Origin of the sequence: Marinoscillum sp. (genome assembly GCF_965229915.1) — a bacterium.
GTDB lineage: Bacteria > Bacteroidota > Bacteroidia > Cytophagales > Cyclobacteriaceae > Marinoscillum.
The window spans coordinates 4,960,363-4,985,880 of the sequence record NZ_CBDDJZ010000001.1 but is presented as its reverse complement, the minus strand read 5'-3'; the positions used below and the strand labels follow the sequence as shown (position 1 = coordinate 4,985,880).

The window sequence follows — 25,518 nt, the reverse complement described above, 5'->3', positions numbered from 1 at the left end:
TAGTTTATGGTTGTAGTGGTGTTATGGTTAAGCCTGCGGTCTCTTCTAACCCAAGCATGATGTTCATATTTTGCACAGCCTGACCTGCAGCTCCTTTCACCAGATTGTCGATTACCCCAATGGTAATAATGGTGTTGGTCCTGTCATCATAAGTTACAAAAACGTCGCAATAGTTAGTGCCACGAACCTGCTTCAGATTTGGTAGCTCTTTTGACACACGGACGAAGGGCTCATTATCATAGTAATCATGATAGATTTTTTCCAGCTGCTCAGTGTTAATCTCACGATTTGGCTTGGTATAGCAGGTAGAAAGAATTCCACGATCTACCGGTAGCAAATGTGGCGTGAATAAAATGGAAGCCTCACTATTAGCGTATTTGCTGATGATCTCCTGAATCTCAATGGTATGTCGGTGATTCTTCACACCATAAGCAGTGAAATTATCATTCACTACCGGAAAATGAGTGTTCGGTTTGGCCTTGATCCCTGCCCCGGTAACCCCTGTCTTTGAATCGACGGTGATGTAATCTTTTACAATGATATCTTCCTTCAACAAAGGTGATAATGCCAAAATCGCTGAAGTGGGGAAACATCCGGGATTCGCCACTAATTTGGCTTCAGCTATCCGTTTGCGAAACAGTTCGGGTGAGCCGAATACCGCGGATTCAAAACCGGGTTCAAAGCTATGGTCTTTGTTGTACCACGACTCGTACACGTCTCTGGACGACAGTCTGAAGTCACCACTCAAGTCAACAATTTTAAAATCCTTGTCATGGTTTTCCTTGACAAAATCCATCGACACTCCATGCGGAAGTGCCAGAAAAACAAGATCTAAATCGTATTGGGGAATATCCTGGATACTCACCAAAACCGGCTCAAAAATTCCCCGATACTGCGGATGCACATCGGAGAACTTCTCTCCTTTTCTACTTTCTGATGTGATTGCACTGATGTGGATATCCGGATGATTGATCAGTATTCGTACTAATTCCGATCCGGTGTATCCGGTAGCTCCTACAATGGCTACATTAAATTTTGACATTTATCTGTGTTCTTTGATTGATTTCAATAATACTTCGATAACCGTCTCCAAATCCTCCTGAGGGATGTTGAGTGGTGGTACTAATCTCACCACAGTACCAGCTGTTGCATTGGCGATTACACGATGTTTCAGCATCATAGTGGTCACGATTGGTTTGGACTCTACCGTCAATTCGATTCCAATCATTAAACCGAAACCTCTAACTTCTTTGATCTCTGGATAATCAGATTTGACAGATGCTATTTTATCTTTGATCCACTGACCTTTCTCGGTTGCCTGAGCCAACAGGTTCTCCTCCTCGATTACTTCCAGGTTAGCCAATGCGGCTGCACAGACCAAAGGATTACCACCATAAGTGGTTCCATGATCGCCCCAGTCAATTGCCTGGCCAGCTTTCTCGGATGCTAAAACTGCTCCGATTGGTACACCAGCGCCCAGACCTTTCGCCAAGGTCATGACATCTGGTTTCACACCAAAGTGCTCATGAGCAAACATTTTACCTGTTCTGGCAATACCACACTGTACTTCATCAAACACTAACACCAGGTTGTGCTCGTCACAGAAAGCTCTCAGGTCCTTCATGAACTTCTTGTCTGCAGGGTTGATCCCTCCTTCACCTTGAATAGGCTCTAGCATGATGGCTCCTACTTCATCAGTAACCATGGATTTGACTGCCTCCAGATCATTAAATGGCGCATGCATAAATCCTTCAGGAATCGGAGCAAAACCATTCATCATGGCTTCCTTACCGGTGGCGGCCACTGTAGCTAAAGTCCGACCATGAAAGGCATTTTTCATGGCAATGATCTTGCTGCCTCTTCCATTTTTGGAGGCATACTTCCTGGCAATCTTGATGGCACCTTCTGCAGCCTCAGCCCCACTGTTGCCAAAAAAAACCCGCTGCATGCCAGACAACTCGGCTAATTTCTTGGCCAGTTTCACTTGAGGTTCTGATAAGAAAAAATTTGAAATGTGAATTAATTCATGCGCTTGCTTACTAATAGCATCAGCCACTTTCGGGTGGCAATTGCCGACATTGTTCACAGCAATACCAGCTAGTGCGTCAATGTACTCGTTACCTTCCATGTCCCAAAGGCGGGAGCCACTACCCTTTTTAAAGGCTAAAGGATAACGTCTAAAAGTGGGAAGATAATACTGCTTATCTAGTTCGTGTAACTCTTCTGTTGAGTAACTCATTGGTTATTTAGATATGATTGTTCCAGTTTGTTTTTTATCGATGAGCGCTTCAATAAGCGATTGTTCTTTGGTTCCATTGATGATTCTGGCGGATTTGGCACCCGCATCAAGAGCTATCTGACACGACTCAATTTTAGGAATCATCCCTCCAACGATCACTTGATCAAAAAGTGGCTCCAGTTCCCCGTAGGCCAATTCTTCTATCAATGAAGACGGATCATCTTTATCCATTCTCAGTCCATCGACATCCGTCAGCACGCAATAATGATCCGCTCCAACTGCTCCAGCCACGGCACCAGCCATCATGTCTGCATTGATGTTGTAGGTGTTGCCATCCTTGTCTGGTGCCACACAAGCCACCACAGGGATGTATCCTTTATCCAGTAAATCGAAAATAATGGTAGTATCGATTGATTCAATATTACCTACTTGGCCCAGGTCTACTTCTGTGCCGTTATCTTCATGAAATCGCTTGGTAGCTTTGGCGAGACCGCCATCCTTTCCACTGAGACCGACTGCTCGCTGCCCAAGATGGTTGATTAAGGTAACCAAGCCTGTATTAACTTCTCCCACCAGTGTCATCTCGATGTACTTCATCGCTTCAGGGGTTGTTTTCCGATGACCACCGATAAACTCTGATTCTATTTTTACTGTAGACAGGATATTGTTGATGAAGGGACCTCCACCATGAACTACCACCACCCGATGACCGGCCTGCTGAAGTTTGCAAATGTCCTTCATGACAGAAAGCTTGATTTGGTCATTGACCATAGCATTCCCACCGTACTTAATGACTATTGTTTCTTTCTTGCTGATAACTAAAAAATTTTGGATTGGGTTGCTGGAGTTGCTCTCCTACAAAGAAATCAATTATTAGGGGTTTTGTTTAATAAACTGTCGGTTTTCTTCAATATTTCGCGGTTTTCATCCACAATCACCGCTAGTGCCTTCTGCCCTCGCCGCATATAATTCAGCTGATTGGTTTGTCTCTCTAGCAATGATTGCATCTGCTGGAGGTTCTCCGTATTGCCGTGGGTACGCTGTGCCATTTGGAGCAATTGCTCGGATTGCATAGACAATGTATCCAGTATGACTTTGCTCAGCTCTTGATTTCGTTGAAGAGCAGCATTCTCTTTTCGTATCTGCTTCATTTCCACCTTGATGCCATCTTCGATCACCCGATAGTTCATGTACATATTCAACCCGCTCACGGCAATCAATAATACGAAACCAATGGAGATTATAGCTTTGATTTGTTTGATCTCTCTTCTTCGTTGGGACTTGAAGTTCCGAGCTACCAAATCCGTTAGCGATGCATGCAGCTTATACTTTCGGTTGGCCAAATTGAGCAACTTGGAAGCCACGGACAAATCAGGCAGGAACTGAGGGTCTAAACCTCCAGGATTATCTCCACAGGTAGCTGTATTATCACTCATTGGAAACGCCACCCAGCTAGAGATGTAACCTCTCCTTTCGAGGTAGTCGATCAACTGAATAATCTCAAGGATATAAGCCATCACCGCATCCATTTGACCTTTTTCCAGGTAAACCACCAATTTCTGCTGATAGCTGCTAATCTCAAATTTACCCTTAGACCAAGCTGGAGCAATGAAATCGATAAGCGTGACTACATCTGTTTCTTTGCCTACAAGAGTGGTAATGATTTGCTTTTCTATATCTGAGTAAGGTCGCATTACTTCACGATCTTTCGTGGGATGGCATAAGGCAGTCGACTAAGCATTTCGTTGTTAATCAATTGGATGACTTGGGTAAATGAGCTGATATTGATCGTATTGCTTTTTTGTCTTCCAACCAGCACTACTTCCTCCCCAACTTCCACACCGGGAATATGAGACACATCCACCATGAACAGGTTCATATTGATCAACCCAACAATCGGTGCCTTCTTACCTTTGATCAAAACATGTCCGCGGTTAGACTGCCCTCGCGGATAGCCATTAGAATATCCCAGTGGCAAGACTGCTACCTTCATGTCATGCGTTGCCTGATAGCTGGTGCCATATCCTATGAATTCACCCTCATCGACATTTCGTAGATCCATCACGTCCGTTTTCCAGGTGAAAAGACGCTTGAGTGCACCATTGGAAGTGGTGGCTCCAATTTCTTGCAAATGCGCATAGTAGATGTCAGGACTTGGCCAAAAACCGTATTGCGCTACGCCAATCCGCACCAGATCATAGACGGTATCCGGGTAAGCTAATGCCGCCGCAGAGCAGGCGATATGCCGTATTCTTGGCATGAGTCCTTTCTTTTTGCACTGCTTCAAAAACTCTTTGTATCGATTGTGTTGAGAGTCGATTTTGAACTTATTAGCAAAGCTCTCAGCACCTCCAAAATGGGTGCAAAGTCCTGTAAACTCGATATGGTCAGAGTGCTTTTTTAGAAACGTGAGTGTTTTGGGGAATTCTGAAGCTTGCATTCCGGTACGGTTGGCGCCAGTTTCCACTTCGATGTGGACATGAGCTCGCTTATCCAATGCTTTGGCGTGCTCCAATACCAATTCCAGTCGGTCATAATTGAACACAAAAAACTCGATCCCGTTCTCAATAGCCCAGTCTATATTTTCATCATAGAGAATACCCATGATCATAACGTCTGACTTATCAGACTTTGCATCCAGTACTTCCTCTGCCTCGAAAGCCGATGCAGTAGCGAAATGATCTACACCTGCTTTCTCTGCCATTTGTACAAATGGAGCGATACCATGACCATAAGCGTTTGCTTTGACGACCGAAGAAATACGAACACCCGGCCCGACTTTCTTGCGAATAAAATTGATGTTATTTGTAAGTGAAGATTGACTCAGTTCGATTCTTGATGAGTGTCTTACCATATTTTTTGTTGGTTATTCCATAGATACGATTTACCCCAGCTATCCTTAGCGAGAGATTCTACATTTTTGAGTACCGAATCAGGCACTTCTTTCACCCGATGCGAAACATCCAGGTGACTGTAATGAAAAGCATAGATCCGTGCGGCAAACTGACCGATCGGCAAACTGGACTCACCATGCTTTTCCTTATGTCCATATACAGCAGGTTTAATTCCTTGTCCCCAGTCTTGGCGTCCTTCATTGTTGGGATTGAGGAAGTAAGCTCGAACTTCACCTTGTTTATCACGATCTATCCGTAGTAAAGAAATGGCGTGAAAACCCACCATATCACCTTTGGATGAGGTAATGAAAATCCCCACAGGGTTTGGATACACCATTTCGCGTTCGCCATTGTAATCGGGATGAAAAGCTGCATAAAATATGCGCACAAACCCTTCAAAATCGAGAATAGAATTGGACAGGTAGTCATAGCAGGATGCAAACCCCAGTTGGATCCACTGGCCATACATAGCCGGGTTGACCCACTTGTGCGGATCATCACCTCTTCCTACTGACCGCTTCATCATTTCGTTGTAGATCTTATCCAGATGAGGCACCAACAGGACAGAAACCGGATCTAAATTATAATCCAGCTTATCCACCAGACCTTTTCCCAACTGATTAGAGACCAGATCGTGATTCTCAAAGCGCATGATCAGGTTATTCTGAGTGGCCACCGTGATGATCATATCAATCAGCTTAGCCGGGGCGTGCTGACTCCACATGCTAATACCTCGTGCACTTTGGCATGTCGGATTGTTACCCTGACCCACTCCAAGAGGCTGTCCTAGCACCTTGATGACACCTCCTAGCAAATATTGCAAAGCAGACACATCCACATCAGGATGAATCAAGGATTTGATGATTCGCTTTTCTACCTGGGAGTTGAGTTTGATTTTGCGCAGATTCTCCAAACCCACACGCAAAGAACGTCGTGAAAACAGGTTCATACCGAGCATTCTGGCTAATCCGTAAATGCACTGACAGTTGTCAGGACTCACGATTTCCAAGATCAGGGTAGATACCATCTCATGAAATTTCTCCCATTCTGCTTTACCCCGATCGTTCAGGTCCAGGCAGTTAGGAACCAACTCAGGATGGTCTTTTACTAACTTTTTCAGCAACAGGGAATGATACTTGCTAACCAGCCCAGTTGCATGCATGGAGTACCCAAATGCATCCGCTTCCTGTTCGAGCGTTTGCCGATTGACATTATCTAAAAAGACTTGGTATTCTTCAATAGATGAATGGATTTCCGCATTCTTTGAGGGCTTATAAACGGCATTGATATACAATCTTACCGACTTGTCCACATCACTACTCCCTGAAGTATCGAATCGTGCATCTACCAGGCGAATCAGCTCCCTCGCCTTGCGGGTCACAATAGGCCGCTGTTCGCAAATCAATCGAATCTCTTCTGCTAACTTATCATAGACTCCTCCCAGGTCAATTTCAGAAATAATGAATCCGAATAGGTTATAGGCCTTCTTCAGTTCGCGTTCCGACATCATCGTTCGGGTTTCTTCGGCTGGTTCCTTCAGCGCAAACTCCAAGTTGTGAACCATGACCTCTTCTAGGAAATTTTGAGCTTCAGCGGCATTTATTACGGTAGATTGGTGGTCCCCATTAGCGTAAGCCAATAGCCGCAGCTCTGACAAAATCTCAAAGCTGGATGATGGATGACCGCCCTTCAGTGTGCCTTTGACCAGGGCAGGAACCAACTTATCCGGTTCGTTCCAGGCAGTACCAGCAAATATCCCCGCCTTGTCCAGGTCACCACTCTTTTGATAGAGGTAGGTGAGTCCATCTCTGGTAAGGCTCAAAATATCTATCTGAGAAGCTAGTTTCGTCGCTTTGTTTGGCCTGGTGAGGTCTGTGGCCTCCTGAAACTCCTGAAAACTCTGTTCGAAATTATCAAATACCCTATCCGTGGTGTTTTGCATTTGTTCAATAGTGCTCTATCGGTGTTTGAGTTGTTAAAAAAAGTTGTGGTATCAGAGGTGACACCACAACAAACATTTATCTCTGATCTAGACGTAAAAATCAACCGTTTCGTAATGTAGCAGCAATTCAGTCATTCGGTCTGGATCCTCTCCTTTAAAGTTGATCGTACCGAAGTGATTACCAAATCCGCCTCTGTCTCCACTGAGCTTTTGAGTGCTCAATGGCGGTACCAACGTGTGATCTACAAAGTAAGGTTCATTATTCAGCTCCTCAGGTATCTCCAGCTTAGAAAACTGTCTTCTCTGTGGATAGATCATCACATTGCCATGATAGTTTTCTGGCCAATGATCCTTGTCTGGAAAGATCTCGTCCAGTTCTTCTTCCGTAATATTTGGGTCGTGGCAGAGGACAAACGCCGCCAGCGCATCAAAGCCCCATGATTTGCTAGCAAGCTCTAAGATGTGACCACCGGGTATTCTGCAGGCTGTCTCTCCGAAGTTTAGTTCATCATTTTCAGTTAGGAACCACTCGGGGTGAACCATTCCGTATTCGATACCGAAGATATCCACTAGTTTCTGCACGTGTTTGTGAATCAGGTCACGTTTTGACTTGAGATAGTGTCCTTCGGGAATGAAATTAGAATAACCCAAGTGTACGTATTCAGTGATGTTCAAGAAGCGAACTTTACCTTTATTGATAAATGCTTCGCATGAAAACTCTCTGCCAGGGAGGTGACTTTCAGCCAAGCAAGGGAAATCTCCATCCTCACACTTTTCATCAATATCCTTCATCGATTTGAGCAATCGGTGACCGACTGTGCCAGCAGCTGCAAAGGGTTTTATATGAACCCAGCTGTCTTCTTCGCCATCAAGCTGAAGATTGGCTTCATTGAGTCGCTTCATGAAAGCTTTGACACCTTCTTTGTTGTAAACTTCTTCGAAAAGCCCTACCCGCAATCCTCCAATAAGTGCCTTACGCTTCATCATGGCCTTGTTTCTGAACAGGAAAGCCCTGTTGAGGACACGTGGATCTCCTCGATAGATAGAGTTAAGAGCTCCTGCCCACTCTACTGTTTCTTCAAAAAGCGGTACGGCCACATCTACTTCAAAAGGTTTTAGCTTTTCAAACAGGTCAAGTGAGTTGGACGAATCGCTCCATTCATCCAGCTGATAGGATACAAAGGGAATATTATTTTCTTTAGCATAGGGCTCGAAATCAGGAAACGAAACCACTACATACGGTTTTCCAAGCTTTTCCATACTTTCGATTACGGGCAAACTCCACCCCATCAATGCAAAACATTTAGCCATTTTTGTTGTCGATTTTTGGTTTATAATTCGGTTTGGATAATACAGACGTATCCTTCAGAGAGGAAATGAAAAGGCATATATGTCCTGTTATAGATGGATACATCTACATAAAGTAAGAGTTCACGCAAAAGATTGTTCCTAATAATTCTGATTCATTAGCTGAGTGCAGTGAATTCTTAGAAAAGTTAAAATTATCCTGCTCACAGTGTCTAAAATCAATTGCATCAAACACTTTCACATCATCCTGAGTTTGTTGCTGAGTATACATTTTTAATAACCATCAAAGACAATCATCAACCAATGACAGTAAAAGAACTTAAGGCACAACTCCACGAATGGGTGGATCAGGGAGATACCAAAATCCTCAAAATGCTTTACGCAATCAGCAAGGTCTACTTCACTGAAAAAGCTCCAGATAGCTCCCCACTCTACCGACTGGTGTATTCAAGCATCAGAGATTCCTCATGTGATCAGGCGTGCATCGATGAAATACTTGAAAGCTCCAGAAAAAACAATCCATCTAAAGACCTGACCGGAGTCTTACTATATTCAGAGGACCGGTTTATCCAGGTATTGGAAGGACCCCTAACGAACGTAATGGAAACTTATAATCGAATTTTGAAAGATAAGAGACATGGCGGCTCTGTAATCAGATACTGTGCACCCACAGACGAGCGATTTTTCGAAGAATGGCATATGGGCTCTAAGAACATCGACAGCTCTGAGTTAGAATTCAACACAGAGATATCCAAAGAAGAAAAGAAACTATACAACTCTCTGGCAGATGGCAATCTGTCTTATTTATCAAGAAGATGGCATTCGTATGCTGAAGACCTTTTTGGCATTCTCTTGATCCAGAAAACACGAATTCTGGCATAGGGCTTGATCTAAATTGAATAAACCACAGATTATGACCATTAAGATCATTGCAATATCACTAGTACTAATCGGATTTTTAGGATTGACATTTGGCGTTCTGGGTATTTTCGGAATGCCCATTATCTCCCTTAATGGATGGGCTATGACCATTCTAGGCTTTATTTTCTTTGTTTCAGGGATGGGCCTGCTCAAACGACAGGCTGATTCTTGATAAAGCCTCAAACGCCAACACTTCTTCTCGTTATGATAGGCATTCTTTTCATAATGAGAATTGACTAGTTGACAACATCAAAACGCATGAGATTTTTTTGTAGTTTGGAAGGAATATCGACTACAACCATGAAAAAAATCAACTGGGGCGATCACCTAACGAATCTTCTAGTGGTGATATTGGGCATCACTATCGCCTTTTACCTTGAAGGCTGGAAAGATGAAAACAAACAGTCCAAACTAGAGCAGCAATACCTGACCAGCCTGCTGACCGATCTGGATAACGATAAGTTTTACCTGGACACCTTGCTGACTATCAATGAGAATATCACCAAAAGCCTCCATATACTAACGGGAGCAACAATTGGCAAAACTTATAACAAAGACTCCCTTGCCAGCTTGGTTTATTCTATTGGGTTTATTCCATCCTTTCAGCCACAAGTGGTCACCTATGAGTCAGCAAAATCTACCGGCAGCCTGGGAACTATCGAAAAACTAGAAGTGCGCAAGGCTATCATAGAGCTCTATGAACAGTGGTACCGAGCTGCGCGGGAGATGGACCAGTCGATGACCGATCACACCCAAAACTTCACTCAGCCGTATTTCATGAAGAACCTTCGCTTCGATACAAATGGCCAACTCAATGCTGACTTCCTCACAGATAATGAGCTGCGAAACATTCTTTATGCTCAAAAGAACATCAACCAACTCCGATCTGATTTCTATAAAACCCTAAAGGATGAATTAGATAATGTCATCCAAATTGTAAGCGAAGAAGTGGAGTAAAATGAGCGTGACACTAAAACCAATAGAAAGCAGAGAAGCTACCCATTTGGCCTCCCTGGCTGACAACAAGAAGATCTGGGATCATGTTAGAGATTTTTTTCCTCATCCCTACACGACTGAGCATGCGCTGGAATTTATCCAGTCGAAGGCGAGTGAGAACCCACCCACGAGCATGGGAATATACTTCATGAATGACCTGGTAGGTGTGATCGGCATAGATCGGATGAAAGATGTTTTTCGAAACACTGGGTATTTGGGCTATTGGATTGGTGAGGCCTATTGGAACAAGAACATAGCCACGGAAGCAGTCAAACTGATGACGACCTATGGGTTTGAAACCATGAAGCTGACCAAGATTCAAGCAGGAGTTTTTGATTTCAACAAACCTTCCATGCGGGTGTTAGAGAAAGCTGGATTTGAATTGGAAGGAATATTAAAGAAATCAGCCATTAAAAATGATCAGGTATGCGATGACTACATCTATGGAGTGGTGAATCCAGACATCAATGGCTAGGCCCTGATCTGTCCATCCCCTTTCACAATCCACTTATAACTAGTCATCTCTCGCAGGCCCATTGGCCCTCTTGCGTGCAGCTTCTGGGTGCTGATACCAATCTCAGCCCCAAGCCCAAACTCACTACCATCAGAGAAGGCAGTGCTGGCATTGGCATAGACACAAGCTGCATCCACTCGCATTAGGAATTGATCAATAACTGACTGATCCTCGGCTACAATGGCTTCACTATGCTTTGAACTGTAAGTAGCGATATGTTCCAATGCTTCTTCTAATGAATCTACTACTTTGATAGTCATCTTATGACTAAGCCATTCTACGCCATAGTCTGATTCCTCAGCAGGTTTCAACAAAGACTCCTGATAGTGTCCAGTTAAGACCCCAAAGCTCCTGTCATCAGCCATTATCTCCACACCAAATCGTTCATCCATACCCTTCACAATCATCGGGAGTGCACTGATCAGATCTTGATGAATTATCAAGCAATCCAACGCATTGCAGACACTCACTCTTCTGGTTTTCGCATTCAGAACGATGGCCTTGGCTTTCTCTACAGTAGCCGAAGCGTCTACATAGGTATGCACAATCCCAGCCCCCGTTTCGATTACCGGTATAGATGCATTCTTTCTAACAAAATCAATCAACCCTTGACTACCTCTGGGGATGATGCAGTCCACATATCCTTCAGCTGTAAGGATAACAGGGAGGGCTTCACGAGCAGCTGGTGCCAATAATAAAGCTTCCTCCAGATTGTATTTTCGTAGGACTTCCTTAATCACAGCTACAATGGCTTCATTAGAATCTGCGGCATCTCTACTTCCCTTTAACACACAGGCATTGCCGGTTTTAAAAGTCAGAGCAAATACGTCAAAAGTCACATTAGGACGTGACTCATAGACCACACCAATGACACCTATAGGGACTGAAACTCTGGAAATGATGAGCCCGTTTTCCTTGGCATGTTCATCCAGCACCTGCCCGAGTGGATTGGTTAAGGCTGCCACACTACGCATGTCGTCGGCAATACCTTGCAATCGATCTTGATTTAAAAGCAACCGATCGTATTTAGGGTCTTCCGGGTCCATTCGAGCGAGATCTTTAACGTTAGCCTCAAGGATGGATTCGCTCCGATTGGTAGCTAAATCGGCCACTTCGTTGAGTATCTGCTTTTTCAAGTCATCACTTATCCCAATGAGTTTTCTACTCGCTTTTTGAACGGCCTTCAATCCTTCCAGTAACTCTCTTTCCATAACTACTTTGTCAAAAAAAATGTCCCAACTCGCTTGCCACTAACAATATCCAAAAGCACATGGTCTCTTTTCCCATTGGCGATGTGGGTTTCTATTCCACTGGCGGCCGTACTACTGGCTATTTCATACTTGGATAGCATGCCTCCTCTGCCCAAGCCAGACTTCTCCGTAGAAATGAACGCTCTCACGTGATCGTCTTCCGGATGTATCTCTGGCACTACTTCTTGTCGGTCATTGTAGATCCCGTCGACATTGCTCAGAACCACTAGTTTGGTAGCCTGGACCATACTAGCTGTGAGGCCGGCAAGCTCGTCATTGTCCGTAAACATCAGTTCAGTTAATGACACCACATCGTTTTCATTGACTATCGGAACGATTCCCTCAGCCAATAATCCTTCGAAACAATTGATCATGTTTTGGTAATGTTCTCCACCGCTAAAGTCCTCCTTAGTAGCCAGCACTTGTGCACAGACAATGTCATATTCAATGAAAAGTTCGAAATACCTTTTCATCAGAGATGTTTGCCCAATAGCTGAAAATACCTGGCGACGGATCGCTTCATCCTGAATATGACTTTCGCCCAAAATACTCTTCCCAGCGCCTACAGCTCCTGAGGAGACCAGAATCGGGCTCCAACCAAGCTTCTTCAGTTTGACCAGCTGCACCACTATCTCTCTGAATATCAGCTTATCAAGTGTACCGTCTTCTTTGGTGAGCACGTTTGTTCCCACCTTTACCACGATGCGTTTGTCCTGTTTCATGTAGTATTTCTTTGCTGGGGTGTGGGCAATGCAGCGGAAAATTAACCGGAATTGCAGGGATGTAAAAACTATATTTCATAATATCCATAAAGGCAAAACATTATTTCAAACACTAATGCAATAAAAAGATTCTATAACTTTCGTACTTTAAAAAAATGACAGACTTAGCATCCCAATTTTATTTTAGAATGGATGTCATTTTTAAATAATTAACGAACCCCAGATTCACCCAGATGATACGATCAAGTTCATCCTTTGCTGATTCAAAACGACACTTTAAAATTCTTGATGCCCTAAGAGGTGTGGCAGCACTCGTTGTTGTACTATTTCATGTTCTGGAGGTCTACTCCAATGGTGATCACGTCAAACAATTTATTAATCACGGTTATTTGGCTGTGGACTTTTTCTTTATGCTTTCAGGGTATGTGATGGCTCACGCATATGATGACCGATGGCATCAGATGACTCTAAAAGACTTCTTCAAAAGGAGAGTCGTCAGACTTCATCCTATGATCATAATGGGTATGACCGTCGGAGCCATTTGCTTCTATTTTGGGGAGTCCGCCTATTTTCCACTAATAGCTGAGACCCCGGTATGGGAACTCCTAATAATTACACTTATTGGATATACATTAGTACCAATTCCACCGTCAATGGACATTAGAGGCTGGAGTGAAATGCATCCTTTAAATGGTCCTGCCTGGTCGCTATTCTTCGAGTACATCGCCAATATCTTGCATGCACTTGTTTTGCGTAAGCTCTCCAAAGTGTTCATGGCTATTTTGGTGTTAATTGCCGCTTTGGCTTTAATTCATCTAGCAGTTACTAGCCCGAAGGGTGATATTATCGGAGGATGGGCCCTGGATCCAGAGCAACTGAGAATTGGTTTTACACGCTTGTTATTCCCTTACGTGGCAGGTATGCTCCTGCGTAGATTAGTAAAAGTAGGTAGGATTAAAAATACGTTTCTCATTTGTAGCTTTCTACTTACTGTTGCTCTCTCTTTCCCTAGAGTGGGAGGCTATGATCAAGTTTGGATCAACGGTCTTTACGACTCGCTCACAGTTATTCTAGTGTTCCCAGTAATTATTTATCTCGGTGCAATTGGGGAGGTCCAGCATAAAGGGATGGAACGCATTTGCACTTTCTTAGGTGATATTTCATATCCGATCTATATCATACATTTCCCGTTCACCTATGTATTTTATGCCTGGGTTACTGAAAATAACATTCCCCTGAGTCAAGGCCTTTTAGTTGGTATTGGTCTGCTAATTGCTACCACAGTACTTTCCTATGCTTCATTGAAATTTTACGATGAGCCGATTCGCAAATGGTTAGCTAATAAATTCATGTGAAGCCGTGGGCATTCCGGTAGAAATTAGGTCGAATGCGATATTTGGAAAATCCAAAATATTTCCGGTAATTCAAAAGACCTTTTAAACCTAATTTTTTATGACAGCAGGATATATTATCGCATTAGTATGTGCTATCTGGGTGATTTATGATGTGGTTTCTAATCAAAAGAGCATGTCAGGTGGTAGCAAACTTCTCTGGATCATTTGTGCCCTTATCTTCAATGTAATCACAGCCATCGTTTACTTCTTTGTAGTCAAGCGATAGTCGGATATTTTTAACAATCACCACACCAACAACATGAAAATCCTAAAAATCCTCGGCTTCATACTAGCCGTCATTGTTCTTTTGATCATCATAGGCATTAGTTATGTCAAAGTGAGCTTGCCCAATGTGGGAGATGCTCCACAAATGAAAGTACAGACAACCCCAGAACTACTGGAACGTGGAGCCTATCTGGCCAATAGCGTAACAGTGTGCATGGACTGCCACTCCCAGAGAGATTGGTCCAAGTTTTCGGGTCCGCTAGTTTCGGGCACTTTCGGTCAGGGTGGAGAGGTCTTCGATCACAACTTTGGCTTTCCCGGTAGCTTCACTGCCAAAAATATCACCCCATCAGGTATTGGTCAGTGGACTGATGGAGAGCTATATCGACTGATTACTACTGGTGTTACCAAATCCGGAGATCCAATTTTCCCAATTATGCCCTATGGTTCTTATGGAAAAATGGCCCATGAAGATGTAGTATCCATTATTGCCTACATTCGATCGCTACAGCCGCTTGAAAATGAAGTGGCGGCATCAGAGGCGGACTTCCCGATGAGTGTGATACTTCATACCATCCCTCAACCTGCCAACCCACAGCCAAAACCTAATCCAGAAGATCAGCTGGCTGCTGGCGAATACCTGGTGACGATAGCAGCCTGTGGAGACTGCCATACTCCTCAAACAGCCAAAGGAGAACGAATCATGGACCTCTACATGGCTGGGGGTTTTGAGTTCAAAATGCCTGGTTTTGGTGTGGTGAGATCAGCCAATATCACACCTGATCCTGCCAACGGCATAGGTGCATGGAATGAAGACTTTTTCGTGAAACGATTCAAAGCCTACACTGATTCCACATACACACCACACGCGGTATCCTCTGGTGAGATGCAAACAGTAATGCCGTGGACCATGTATGGAAGCATGACCGAAGAAGATCTAAGAGCCATTTTCGCTTATTTATCCTCACTAGATCCTAATCCGAACAAAGTAGAGAAATTCACACCGGAATCGGTGGCAATGTAAACAACTTAACCAGTACTAATAAAAGGCCATCACATGATGTCTTTTTCATTTTTTCTGTCGTTTCTGTAACAATCTCCACTTTTCATCAACTCATCTGTTAGATCAATCACTAGCGGAATGAATAAGAAATTGATTAGCAAGAAGCGAACCTATGTGCTAAGCAAAGGCAATAAACCCCTGGGTGTCTTGAAGTTTCCCAAATGGTATTCGTCCAATGCCATTATCGAACTGCGGCATGAAAAAATAGAAGTGAAGCAAAAAGGGTTTTGGGGGACTTCATTTGAGATTAAAAAAAATGGACTTACCATAGGCACAATCACCAGCAACTGGAAAAGCCAACTGAAAATTCAACTAAAAGACCTTAACAAACGAAACAGGGAATTTATGCTTAAGGCCAAGGGTGTTTTCAAAATACATTATGATATCACTGATGAGCAAAAAAAGACCGTTTTTACGTTGCACACCATCAGCAGCTGGACTAAATTTAAAAATGACTATGAGGTGCAAGAAAACATGTTACCTGGTGAGCTCAACGCAACATTGCTCGCTCTCTGTGCATGTTTCTGCACGGTAATTTACACTAATCATATGGCTGCTTCTGCAGCTGCAACAGGCTAGTATGCAAACAGAAGAAATAGACGGGAAAACCTATCAGGTTTGGAACTGGAAGCACCACACCATGCTTCACTACGTAATCAACCCTGGAATTGTCATCAATGAACTAGTGCTCGGCCAGCGAACGCCAAAAGCAATTTACTTTGACTTGGACTCTGACAAACCGCTGATGGAACGCCAATATGTCCGCTGCCCACACTGCCAGACCATGCACGATGGCCGTACCTGGTCAGTACAAAACAAAAATGCCTTTAAGAATTGGTTTGGGCTGTACTGCCCTTCATGTGGAGAGATTATCCCTTGCCTGAGAAATTACACTTCCTGGCTGATATTGGCTATTACCTATCCGCTATGGTTTTGGTGGATAGATCGGTGGAAACAGTCCTGGCTCGCCAAACAACCGGCAAGGTTTGAAAATATCTCCTTAGAACTCACTCATCAGAATGTCAAATGGTGGAAAACGGGTCTCTACTTTGGAGGATTGATGTACCTCATCATGACGCTCCTAATACCCTTTATAGCTGACAAGCCATTGACATTAGATTTTGCACTAATCTCTCTACCTATATGGGCTGGTGGTGGCTTGGGTTTTGCACTGATAATGAAATACTGGATGGGTAAAAAAGTAAAATCATCATGAAAGAATTCAGACTTTATTTTAACGACAAGCGGCTGAAACAATACCGCATATTTCTCTTTGTATGGTTGTCCCTGGGAATAGCCTCTATCGCTGCTAATCCTGATAAAGTTTTTGCTTATGGTTATCTGGTGATCAGTCTGATGTATGGGGTTTTGCTTTATCTGGAGAAAAACCAACCGTACCTTATTATCAAGGACAATCGAATCCTTAGAAATTACGTCACTCGCAAGTCCATATCGATTGAGTCCATCACAGAAGTCAAGCACTTCGCTGGTGAAGTGATTTTCAGAAAAGATCTCGACAATGAAGTCCGATTTGATCTGAATGTACTCGAAAATGAAGGTCTGGACAAGTTGAATGAAGTACTTCCATCCTATGGGCTGCCATCCATATCTGAAGCGAAAAGGGTAACCAGTTAATCGGCTGAAATCAACCCATCTTCTCCACTAGCTCTTCCCAGCGCGAATGTAATTTCTCCAGTTCGGCCTTCTTACTATTGTATTTATTCGTGGTTTTGGAGAGTTTCTGCTCATCCTCATACACTTCAGGTTTAGCTAGCTCCTCTTCCAGCTTTGCAATCTCAGTTTCTAAGGTTTCAATCCTTTGTTCGATCTGACTGATCTCCTTTTCCAGTTCTTTTTGCGGCTGATCGTGTCTAGGCTTGGTGTTTACCGACGACTTGATTTCTTTTTGGGCTGTTTGCTGGCTTACTTGCTGCTGCTTTTTCTTTTCCTGCTCTTTGGTATACCACCAGTGCCACTCCTCATAGGTGCCTGGATATTCCTTGATCTCCTGATCTTCGATCCACCAGATTTTATTGGCCACATTGGAAATGAAGTCCCGATCGTGAGACACTAACAAAAATGTCCCTTCAAACTGCTGCAATGCCTGCACCAGTATACTCACTGACAGCATATCCAGGTGGTTGGTCGGCTCATCCAGCATCAGAAAATTGGACTCAGAAATCAACGTTTTGGCCAAGGCCACACGGGACTTCTCCCCACCGCTGAGCACTTTGATCTTTTTGAATACTTCCTCATCAGAAAAGAGAAAGCAACCGAGCACATTCCTAAGCTCTTGCTCCGTCTTGCCAGAGCCGGCCTGTTTGAGCTCTTCGAGAATCTCATGGTCTACATGCAAGGATTCGAGCTGATGCTGCGCATAAAAGGCCGTAGACACATTGTGACCATTCTCCACCTTCCCTTCATAAGACTCCGTGCCAGCCACGATCCGCAGTAAGGTAGACTTTCCTTTACCATTGGCTCCGATAAGGGCTATTTTATCTCCGCGCTCAATGTGAGCATCTGTATGAGACAGGATCTGCAGGTCTCCGTAGGCTTTGCTGATCTCATGTAAGCGTGCTACATGCCTGCCAGACTTGGTTTTGAAATTGAATCTAAAATCCACCTGCATGGTATCATCCACCACCGCATCGATCCGATCCATCTTTTCCAGCATCTTCACACGTGATTGTGCTTGCTTAGCCTTGGTGGCCTTCGCTTTGAACCGTTCTATAAATCGCTCGGCTTGTTTGATTTTCTGCTGCTGATTTTCAAAGGCATTTTGCTGGATTTCATTTCTTAGCTCTTTTTCCTCCAGGTAAAAGTCATAATTGCCATTGTAGAGATTTAGCTGATAGCCAGTTACCTCCACGATCTTATTGATAGACGCATTGAGGAATCGACGGTCGTGAGAGACAATGATCACCGCACCTTCATAAGACTGCAAGTAGTTTTCCAGCCATTCAATCGAAGGTAAATCCAGGTGGTTGGTCGGCTCATCCAGCATGAGCAGAGAAGGCTTCTCCAACAGTAGTTTGGCCAGCATAACTCGCATGCGCCAGCCACCCGAAAACTCACGCAAAGGTCGCTGCAAATCAGCAGTACTAAAGCCAATTCCTTCCAGGATTTCCTCCGCTTTGGCCTGCATGGAGTATCCTTCGTTGGTCTCAAACCTATCCTGAAGCTTAGCAAGTTTGTCTACCAGATCGTCCTGATAGTCTTCCTCCATCTGCTTTAGCACCTTATCGATCTGTTCCTGGATCTTCAGTGTTTCTTTGAAAGCTTGCATGGCCACATGCAAGATTGAATCATCGGTCTGGTACGAAAGCAAATCCTGGTTGAGAAAACCGATGCTGGTATCATTACTCATATTGATTTCACCGGCGGTGGGCTGGTAATCACCCACTATCATTTTCAGCAAGGTGGATTTACCGGTTCCATTGAGTCCGATGAGCCCTATGCGGTCCTTCGGGCCGATGAAGAGAGAAGCTTCATCATAGATGGGACGATCTCCGATGTAATATGAGAGGTCATTGATACTTATCATGCCGCAAAGTTATATGAGGGATCGGTGTATACAAGCTCTGAAGTCATGGAGCACTCACTATTAGCCCAAAGAATGGCATTATGGTTTGGGATTCACTATTTTTAACTTAGCATACGTATATCGTCCCCAAAACCACCGAATCATGCAACGCCTATTATTAAGTCTCATTGCTCTTTTACTACTTTCTGCTGGTAGTTATGGACAAACATGGGAGCAAGTATTCAGTAAAGCCGAAAAGCAATTTGCCAAGGGTAAATACCACAAAGTGCAAAAGCAAATAGACAAATTGCGAGAAAAGCATATCAAGAAAAAATACCAGGATGACCCTTCATTGTATCCTCTCACTTACGTCATGGAGGCCAAATCCAGGAAAGCCATGGCGGACTATGATGGCATGTCTGCGAGTATAGAGAAGGCACTCACGGGCCTGGACCAACAAGAAATTGGGCATCAATACAACTACACCATGGGCTTATTGAGGCTAGTAGATATCTACCTGGACTATGGTAATTTCCGAAAAGCTGACAGCATACAAAGCATGGCGGACGAGCTATCCTCCTCCTACCTTCAAAGTGAAGTGCTAGAAATGGAAGTTAAAATCAGACGAGCTCTAGTTGATATAGAACTGGGCCGATACAATGAAGCCAAGCCAATACTGGACGATCTGATTAAAGTATGGCCCACCAAGATGAAAATCTCCTATGCTTATGAGTCGGTGACCTCTGATGATGAAACCTACAAAAACCAGTTGCTGGTGAGGATGTTTGCTGCCGAAGTGGAAATATTACGCCGAAAAGGCGAGTATGCCAAAGCCATCGATTTGCTGGACCTCAGAGGCAAACAGGTCAATCGGTTGGTGGATGGCAGGTCACCTGCTTATGTAGACTTCAGGATAGCTGAGGCCAATACTTATCTGGACTATGGCAACTCCTCAGAAGCGAGAAAACTAGCTGGTAGAATTACTGCATTGAAGCCTCCCGGCAGATTGTATGAAAAAGCAGCAGATGTGGACATCCGAGCGTGTCTGGAAGAGGAGAAGTTTACTGACGCCGTGGGCACATACAACAACCTGGAAAGCCAGCTCATTAAGGCACATGTCAAGCGCGACTATGCATACCTGGTATCTAATTATTATGGATCACTTCTGCGTACCTATGAGGAAGACCCCAACCAAAATGTAGCAGTTAGAATTAATGGCTTACTGAGCAAGTCAAGCAGCCTATTGCCTGCCGATCACCGCATCCGAACGGACGTAGTGCAAGCTGCTTTAGACTACATTTTTCGAACCAATCGGAGCCAGAATTACCCAATAGCTGAAAAGTTTTATGAAGAGCTGGGGAAAAGTCTGAGGCTACGATATAGAGCTAACACCCTGGCGCTGAACATCTACAAGGTCAACTATGCTGGCTATTATCTTAAGTACTCTGAGAATCCGCAAAAAGCTTATCAAATGCTGGCCGATGAACCGTACAAGCAAGCACTCGAAGAGCTTTCCACGGTGCACCCTGATTATGTGCGGATGGTCAATGACCTAATGGAATACTTCACCATCGTGGGTAACTTCGACTATCCCATCAAACTGACCCAACAAGTGGTGGATGCCATGCGAGCCAACCCGAACACCGAAAAGGAAGAACTGGGAAATAAACTAGTGGAGCTGGCCAGGCTACAGATAGAGGGTGGCTATTACAAAGATGCCGAGCAAAATACGGATGAGGCACTGAAACTGATCCGACGAGGCGGCGAACGAAAATCAGAAGAATTTGTCAACGCCCTCAACAATGCCGCTTATCTCTATGGGACCATCGGTTTGTACAGCAAAGCGATCAACCAGCTAAACAAAGCCGAGTCCATCTACAACAGACTGGCCACTGCTAACAAAGAGCTGAAGTTCAACTCCATAACCGACCTGGCGTTTCTTTACACCCGAATGGGGAAATACAGTGAAACCCAGGAACTGCTTAATGAGGTGATCAGTGAACGCAAAAAAATCTATAAGGATAATAGCCGAAGGTTAATTGAGCCATACAGTGCATTAGGTGAGATGTTCCTGATCAAGGGTGACTACCCTGAGGCCGAATCGAACTTTCGGAAAAGTGTGAAAATCGCTGAGACTGTTTTTGGAGATTCTACACTGCTCTTTGCTAAAAACCTGAGCTACATGGTCAAACTTTACGTGGAGCTTGGCAACTACCAGGCCGCGTTGGTCAATGCCACTGATGTCTTAAAAATCCGACAAAAGGTACTGCGAGACGGACATATTCTTTTGGCTGATACTTACAATGATCTTGGAAACATCCATTACTATCTGGGTAGTGATCTGGCCGTGGTAGACAAGTACTACCGCCTGGCCAAAGACATTACGGAGAGTAATTTTGGTCAGTTCCACCCGCTCTATGCAGAATCTCTCAAGAATGTGGCTTTCGTGCATGTACAACGCAAGGAGTATGATGAAGCACTGAAGCTCCTCAACCAAGCCGACGAAATCTGGCGTGATGCCCTGAGCAACCTCAATAAAAGCTCTGGAGAGGTGGCACGCATCAAAGGAGACATTTACAGTTTTACGGGTGACTTTAAGGAAGCCCGAAAGGAGTATGAAAGGGCTGCCCGATACTTCAAAATCCTGTTTAGTGACCAACACCCAGACTACCTTAATACCCAAAGTCGTTTGGCAAGAGCTTACTATATCAATGGCGAACTGAACAAAGTGGAGGACATACTCAGTGAAACCACTACCTCCTATCTGGCTTACACCAAAGAATACTTCCCAACATTAAGTGAAGAAGAAAAATCCAAGTTTTGGAACAAAATCAAACCAGATTTTGAGTTTTACAACACCATCGCAGTAGCATATAGTCAGTCAAAAGAAAAATACCTGGAAAACATGTACGATTTTGCGCTGACTACCAAAGGACTATTGCTCAGTTCATCTCGAAAAACACGGAATAGCATCATGAATAGTGGCAATGCTGAGTTGATAGAACTATTCAAACAATGGGTAGAAAAGAAGGAGTACCTCACCACTACCGTGGCTCAAAGTGAAGAGCAGCTCATTGAAAATCAAGTGGATATCCCGAAGCTTAAAGATGAAATTGCCGTATTGGAAAAGCAGCTCAGTTCCATTTCCCAGGAGTTTCAGGATTCCTACGAATTCCAACTATACAGCTGGAATGACATCAGAAAATCACTGGAAGACAATGAAGCTGCAGTGGAGATCATTCGGTATCGTGAGTTTGACAACAAATTCAATGAAGACTCCATCAGATATGCGGCACTGATTGTCACAGCGGATACCAAAAGGAATCCTGAGTTGGTGCTACTCAAAAATGGAAAAGAGATGGAAGGAAAGCACTTTCAGTACCATCGAAATGCCACCAAATACAAAATACCTGATAACAGGTCCTACCAGATCTACTGGCAACAAATCCATGAGGTGATCAAAGACAAAGACGTAGTGTACCTGTCACCTGATGGTATTTACAATCAACTAAACGTAGAGTCCTTGCTAATCGACGATACCACATTCGTGATCGACCTACAAAATGTCCGTGTGATCAACAACTCACGCACCATTGCTGCCTTGCGCTCCAGAGAAGCCAGAAAAGAGGCTAAAAAGGCTGGAGCCGATGAAAACATGACAGCCTTGCTCATGGGTAACCCAACCTACTATGAAAATGACGCCAATAAGGAAGCAGCCATCAAGAAGGCCAACTCTGTGGGACAGGGATTGGTTCAGCAGCTACCTGGTACCGAAACAGAAGTAAATACGATCACCAAGCTTCTGAAAGATAAAGGCTGGTATACTGAATCCTATCTCGGCTCTAATGCCACCGAAGAGCAGATCAAACGTGCCCAAAGCTATACCTTGATTCATATCGCCACCCACGGGTTCTTCCAGGATCAAACAAAAAAAGGAAAAGAACCTGAATTGCTGTTTGAGGAAGATGACAACCCACTGGAACGAGCAGGGTTACTCACAGAGGGAGGTGGAGATGTACTGGTCAATGCCACGAAAAACTATAATATCCAGGATGGAATCCTTACTGCCTATGAGGCCATGAGTTTGAACTTTGACCAGACTGAGCTGATCGTGCTTTCGGCCTGTGAAACCGGCCGTGGTGAAATTCAACAAGGTGAAGGAGTTTTCGGGCTCCAGCGTTCATTCCTGGTGGCTGGTGCAGATGCCATCATCATGTCGCTCTTCCAGGTATCTGATGAGGTGACCCAGCAGCTGATGGTAGAGTTTTACAACAACTGGATAAACGGTCAGGACAAGCGAACCGCTTTTAACAACGCTCAGCGCAAGATCAAGAAAGAATTCAATGACCCAATTTACTGGGGTGCCTTCACCATGATCGCGAAAATATAAACATCCAAATAACTGAATTACCATCCGTAAAAACCCTGAATCGCTTTTACCGATTCAGGGTTACTTTTGCAGCTCCAAGTAAACAGGACCATCTATGACGCAAACCAATGTGCGCCGTTTCGTTGAGAAAAATGCTTTCCAAAAATTTATCGTAGGATTGATCATTCTCAATTCCATTCTCATAGGTCTGGAAACAAGTCCGGATTACATGAATGCCTTCGGATTTTACATTGATCAGATCGATCGGATCATCCTCTTCGTATTTGTCATAGAAATAGTGCTAAAGCTCTATGCTTACGGCCTTAGTTTCTTCAAAAGTGCCTGGAACCTCTTTGATGGCATTGTCATCCTGGTATCGATCATACCGAGTATTGGTGCCTCCTTTGCCGTGCTGCGTGCGCTGCGTATCCTCAGAACGCTGCGATTGCTTAAGAACATTCCTAAACTCAAAATCATCATTGAGTCACTACTACATGCCATCCCCAGTATCGGTTGGATTGGCGTACTACTTGTGATCATCTTTTACATATTTGCAGTCATTGGCAACAACCTGTTTGGCGAAGCGTATCCAGAGTATTTTGGTTCATTGTCGGACACCTTCTTCACCCTGTTTCAGATCATGACACTGGAGAGCTGGTCCTCTAATATTGCTCGCCCAATTATCGAGCAAATGCCCTTTGCCACTATTTATTTCATCATATTTATACTGATAGCGACTTACACCACACTGAATATCTTCATTGCTATTGTGGTCAATACGATGAATGAACTGCATCAAAAAAGCCTGCAGGAAGAAGAAAAACACATCAAGCAATTTGTGCACGTGGAACATGAGCAGCTGATTGATCATATGAATAACATGCAGCAAGAACTCACCGAAATCAAGTCATTGCTCAAAGAACAATCCCAATCTTCAAACAATAAGTCCTGAATAGAGTATTGTTAAAAACACCAATCCAATGAAATTTACCACACTTATTTTCAGCTTAACCATTTTACTGATTAGCTGCAGCAGCCCGGCTACAGATGATACCGTTGAGACCTGGAGCGCCATAGAAGAAACCAATGACCTGCAGGACATGACCGATCTGGAGCTGGACCGACTACAACTGCCCACTGGCTTTTCCATAGACCTCTATGCTCGTGTCAAAAATGCCCGATCCATGGCCATGAGCCCCTCTGGAGTACTCTACGTTGGCAATCGAAACGGTGACCAGGTCTTTGCGATAAAGGATACCGATGGTGATTACAAGGCCGATGTGCGCTATGTCCTGGACTCAGGTCTGCGCATGCCAAACGGTGTGGCATTTCGCGATGGCGATCTGTATGTAGCGGAAGTCAGTAAGCTTTGGAAATACCCATCTATAGAAGATGATTTCAATGCCATCTCCAAAGAACTGATTTACGAAGACTACCCTACTGATGGTCATCATGGATGGAAGTTTATCGATTTTGGTCCTGATGGCAAACTCTACGTACCTGTGGGTGCTCCATGCAATATCTGCGAAAGCAAAGACAGCATTTATGCTTCCATTACTCGCATGAATGCAGATGGATCTGGAAGGGAAATATTCGCCTCAGGTGTGCGTAACACGGTTGGGTTCACCTGGCATCCAGAAACGGGCGATATGTACTTCACCGATAATGGCCGAGACATGCTGGGCGACAGCATCCCTCCTTGTGAGCTGAACCGAGCAACGGAAGCTGGTCAGCACTTTGGCTATCCATACTGCCATGGCGGATACATCAAAGACCCTGAGTTCGGTGACAAATATCCTTGTGAGGATTTTGTGGCACCTGCTCAAAACCTTGGACCACATGTAGCTCCACTTGGCGTGAAATTTTATACAGGAAATATGTTCCCTGCTGAGTACAACATGCTGGCCTTTATCGCCGAGCACGGGTCTTGGAACCGCTCACAAGAAGCTGGACACACCGGACATAAGATTACCACCGTGAAAATAGAAAATGGAGAAGGTGTTGCTTATGAAGACTTTATCACCGGTTTCCTGAATGAAGAAACCAACAAAGCCTGGGGACGTCCTGTGGCTATATTGTTTCTGGAAGACGGCTCCATGCTCATCTCTGATGACCTGAGAGGCGCTATTTATCGGGTGACTTATTCTGGGTAATTGTT

Annotated in this window: 23 protein-coding genes; 13 read left to right on the top strand and 10 right to left on the bottom strand. The window is 44.2% G+C overall.

Translation table 11 applies throughout. The features are described 5' to 3' along the window. Positions 1 to 4: 4 nt before the first annotated feature. From argC to ACO067_RS21270, 7 genes are all read right to left on the bottom strand, one after another. Positions 5 to 1,042, bottom strand: coding sequence for an N-acetyl-gamma-glutamyl-phosphate reductase (gene argC / locus ACO067_RS21300; RefSeq protein ID WP_421877989.1), 1,038 nt, complete (start codon positions 1,040 to 1,042; stop codon positions 5 to 7). Further along, positions 1,043 to 2,239, bottom strand: coding sequence for an aspartate aminotransferase family protein (locus ACO067_RS21295; RefSeq protein ID WP_421877987.1), 1,197 nt, complete (start codon positions 2,237 to 2,239; stop codon positions 1,043 to 1,045). It lies immediately after the preceding gene. A 3-nt stretch (positions 2,240 to 2,242) separates the two neighbouring features. Beyond that, on the bottom strand, positions 2,243 to 3,031 hold the full coding sequence (gene argB, locus ACO067_RS21290; protein ID WP_421878336.1) for an acetylglutamate kinase: 789 nt from the start codon (positions 3,029 to 3,031) through the stop codon (positions 2,243 to 2,245). Between the two features lie 74 nt (positions 3,032 to 3,105). Beyond that, on the bottom strand, positions 3,106 to 3,933 hold the full coding sequence (locus ACO067_RS21285; RefSeq protein ID WP_421877985.1) for a hypothetical protein: 828 nt from the start codon (positions 3,931 to 3,933) through the stop codon (positions 3,106 to 3,108). After that, complete coding sequence (gene alr / locus ACO067_RS21280) at positions 3,933 to 5,093, bottom strand: alanine racemase (RefSeq protein WP_421877983.1); 1,161 nt, start codon at positions 5,091 to 5,093, stop codon at positions 3,933 to 3,935. The genes ACO067_RS21285 and alr overlap by 1 nt, the downstream gene beginning before the upstream one ends. Beyond that, positions 5,087 to 7,075, bottom strand: coding sequence for a hypothetical protein (locus tag ACO067_RS21275; protein WP_421877981.1), 1,989 nt, complete (start codon positions 7,073 to 7,075; stop codon positions 5,087 to 5,089). The genes alr and ACO067_RS21275 overlap by 7 nt, the downstream gene beginning before the upstream one ends. A gap of 87 nt (positions 7,076 to 7,162) precedes the next feature. Then, on the bottom strand, positions 7,163 to 8,386 hold the full coding sequence (locus tag ACO067_RS21270) for an ATP-grasp domain-containing protein (RefSeq protein ID WP_421877979.1): 1,224 nt from the start codon (positions 8,384 to 8,386) through the stop codon (positions 7,163 to 7,165). Between the two features lie 300 nt (positions 8,387 to 8,686). On the opposite strand from ACO067_RS21270, the gene ACO067_RS21265 reads away from it, so the two are divergent. From ACO067_RS21265 to ACO067_RS21250, 4 genes are all read left to right on the top strand, one after another. Continuing rightward, the gene (locus ACO067_RS21265; protein WP_421877977.1) at positions 8,687 to 9,265 is read left to right on the top strand and encodes a BLUF domain-containing protein; all 579 of its coding nucleotides are present in this window, start codon (positions 8,687 to 8,689) and stop codon (positions 9,263 to 9,265) included. 31 nt (positions 9,266 to 9,296) lie between these two features. After that, positions 9,297 to 9,476 carry a hypothetical protein gene (locus ACO067_RS21260; RefSeq protein ID WP_421877975.1) on the top strand — a complete coding sequence of 60 codons (180 nt, stop codon included), beginning with the start codon at positions 9,297 to 9,299 and terminating at the stop codon, positions 9,474 to 9,476. A gap of 128 nt (positions 9,477 to 9,604) precedes the next feature. Then, complete coding sequence (locus tag ACO067_RS21255) at positions 9,605 to 10,261, top strand: DUF6090 family protein (RefSeq protein ID WP_421877973.1); 657 nt, start codon at positions 9,605 to 9,607, stop codon at positions 10,259 to 10,261. 1 nt (position 10,262) lies between these two features. Next, entirely contained in the window at positions 10,263 to 10,775 is a 513-nt protein-coding gene (locus ACO067_RS21250; RefSeq protein WP_421877971.1) for a GNAT family N-acetyltransferase, read from the top strand. Here ACO067_RS21250 and ACO067_RS21245 read toward each other — a convergent pair. After that, entirely contained in the window at positions 10,772 to 12,025 is a 1,254-nt protein-coding gene (locus ACO067_RS21245; protein WP_421877969.1) for a glutamate-5-semialdehyde dehydrogenase, read from the bottom strand. The two genes, ACO067_RS21250 and ACO067_RS21245, sit on opposite strands and share 4 nt — an antisense overlap. Positions 12,026 to 12,027: 2 nt before the next feature. Then, positions 12,028 to 12,786 (bottom strand): glutamate 5-kinase, encoded by a 759-nt coding sequence (proB, locus tag ACO067_RS21240; RefSeq protein WP_421877967.1) that lies wholly within the window; start codon positions 12,784 to 12,786, stop codon positions 12,028 to 12,030. Between the two features lie 233 nt (positions 12,787 to 13,019). On the opposite strand from proB, the gene ACO067_RS21235 reads away from it, so the two are divergent. The 6 genes from ACO067_RS21235 to ACO067_RS21210 all read left to right on the top strand — a co-directional run bounded on the left by ACO067_RS21235 (position 13,020) and on the right by ACO067_RS21210 (position 17,103). Next, entirely contained in the window at positions 13,020 to 14,141 is a 1,122-nt protein-coding gene (locus ACO067_RS21235) for an acyltransferase family protein (RefSeq protein WP_421877965.1), read from the top strand. Positions 14,142 to 14,238: 97 nt separating this feature from the next. Continuing rightward, positions 14,239 to 14,406 carry a PLDc N-terminal domain-containing protein gene (locus ACO067_RS21230; RefSeq protein ID WP_421877963.1) on the top strand — a complete coding sequence of 56 codons (168 nt, stop codon included), beginning with the start codon at positions 14,239 to 14,241 and terminating at the stop codon, positions 14,404 to 14,406. Between the two features lie 33 nt (positions 14,407 to 14,439). Beyond that, positions 14,440 to 15,429, top strand: a complete 990-nt coding sequence (locus ACO067_RS21225) for a c-type cytochrome (protein ID WP_421877961.1) — start codon at positions 14,440 to 14,442, stop codon at positions 15,427 to 15,429. A 117-nt stretch (positions 15,430 to 15,546) separates the two neighbouring features. Beyond that, on the top strand, positions 15,547 to 16,047 hold the full coding sequence (locus ACO067_RS21220) for a hypothetical protein (protein WP_421877959.1): 501 nt from the start codon (positions 15,547 to 15,549) through the stop codon (positions 16,045 to 16,047). Between the two features lies 1 nt (position 16,048). After that, a complete protein-coding gene (locus ACO067_RS21215) occupies positions 16,049 to 16,684 on the top strand; it encodes a hypothetical protein (RefSeq protein ID WP_421877957.1) in 636 nt (211 codons plus the stop codon). Further along, positions 16,681 to 17,103, top strand: a complete 423-nt coding sequence (locus tag ACO067_RS21210; protein ID WP_421877955.1) for a hypothetical protein — start codon at positions 16,681 to 16,683, stop codon at positions 17,101 to 17,103. The genes ACO067_RS21215 and ACO067_RS21210 overlap by 4 nt, the downstream gene beginning before the upstream one ends. Before the next feature lie 10 nt (positions 17,104 to 17,113). Here the strand turns inward: ACO067_RS21210 and ACO067_RS21205 are convergent, their stop codons facing one another. Continuing rightward, on the bottom strand, positions 17,114 to 19,012 hold the full coding sequence (locus tag ACO067_RS21205; RefSeq protein ID WP_421877953.1) for an ABC-F family ATP-binding cassette domain-containing protein: 1,899 nt from the start codon (positions 19,010 to 19,012) through the stop codon (positions 17,114 to 17,116). Positions 19,013 to 19,154: 142 nt separating this feature from the next. On the opposite strand from ACO067_RS21205, the gene ACO067_RS21200 reads away from it, so the two are divergent. From ACO067_RS21200 to ACO067_RS21190, 3 genes are all read left to right on the top strand, one after another. Then, positions 19,155 to 23,381: a CHAT domain-containing protein gene (locus tag ACO067_RS21200; RefSeq protein ID WP_421877951.1), complete on the top strand. Its 4,227-nt coding sequence runs from the start codon at positions 19,155 to 19,157 to the stop codon at positions 23,379 to 23,381. A 94-nt stretch (positions 23,382 to 23,475) separates the two neighbouring features. Beyond that, complete coding sequence (locus ACO067_RS21195) at positions 23,476 to 24,312, top strand: ion transporter (protein ID WP_421877949.1); 837 nt, start codon at positions 23,476 to 23,478, stop codon at positions 24,310 to 24,312. A 28-nt stretch (positions 24,313 to 24,340) separates the two neighbouring features. Continuing rightward, positions 24,341 to 25,513: a PQQ-dependent sugar dehydrogenase gene (locus tag ACO067_RS21190; RefSeq protein WP_421877947.1), complete on the top strand. Its 1,173-nt coding sequence runs from the start codon at positions 24,341 to 24,343 to the stop codon at positions 25,511 to 25,513. Positions 25,514 to 25,518: the final 5 nt, after the last annotated feature.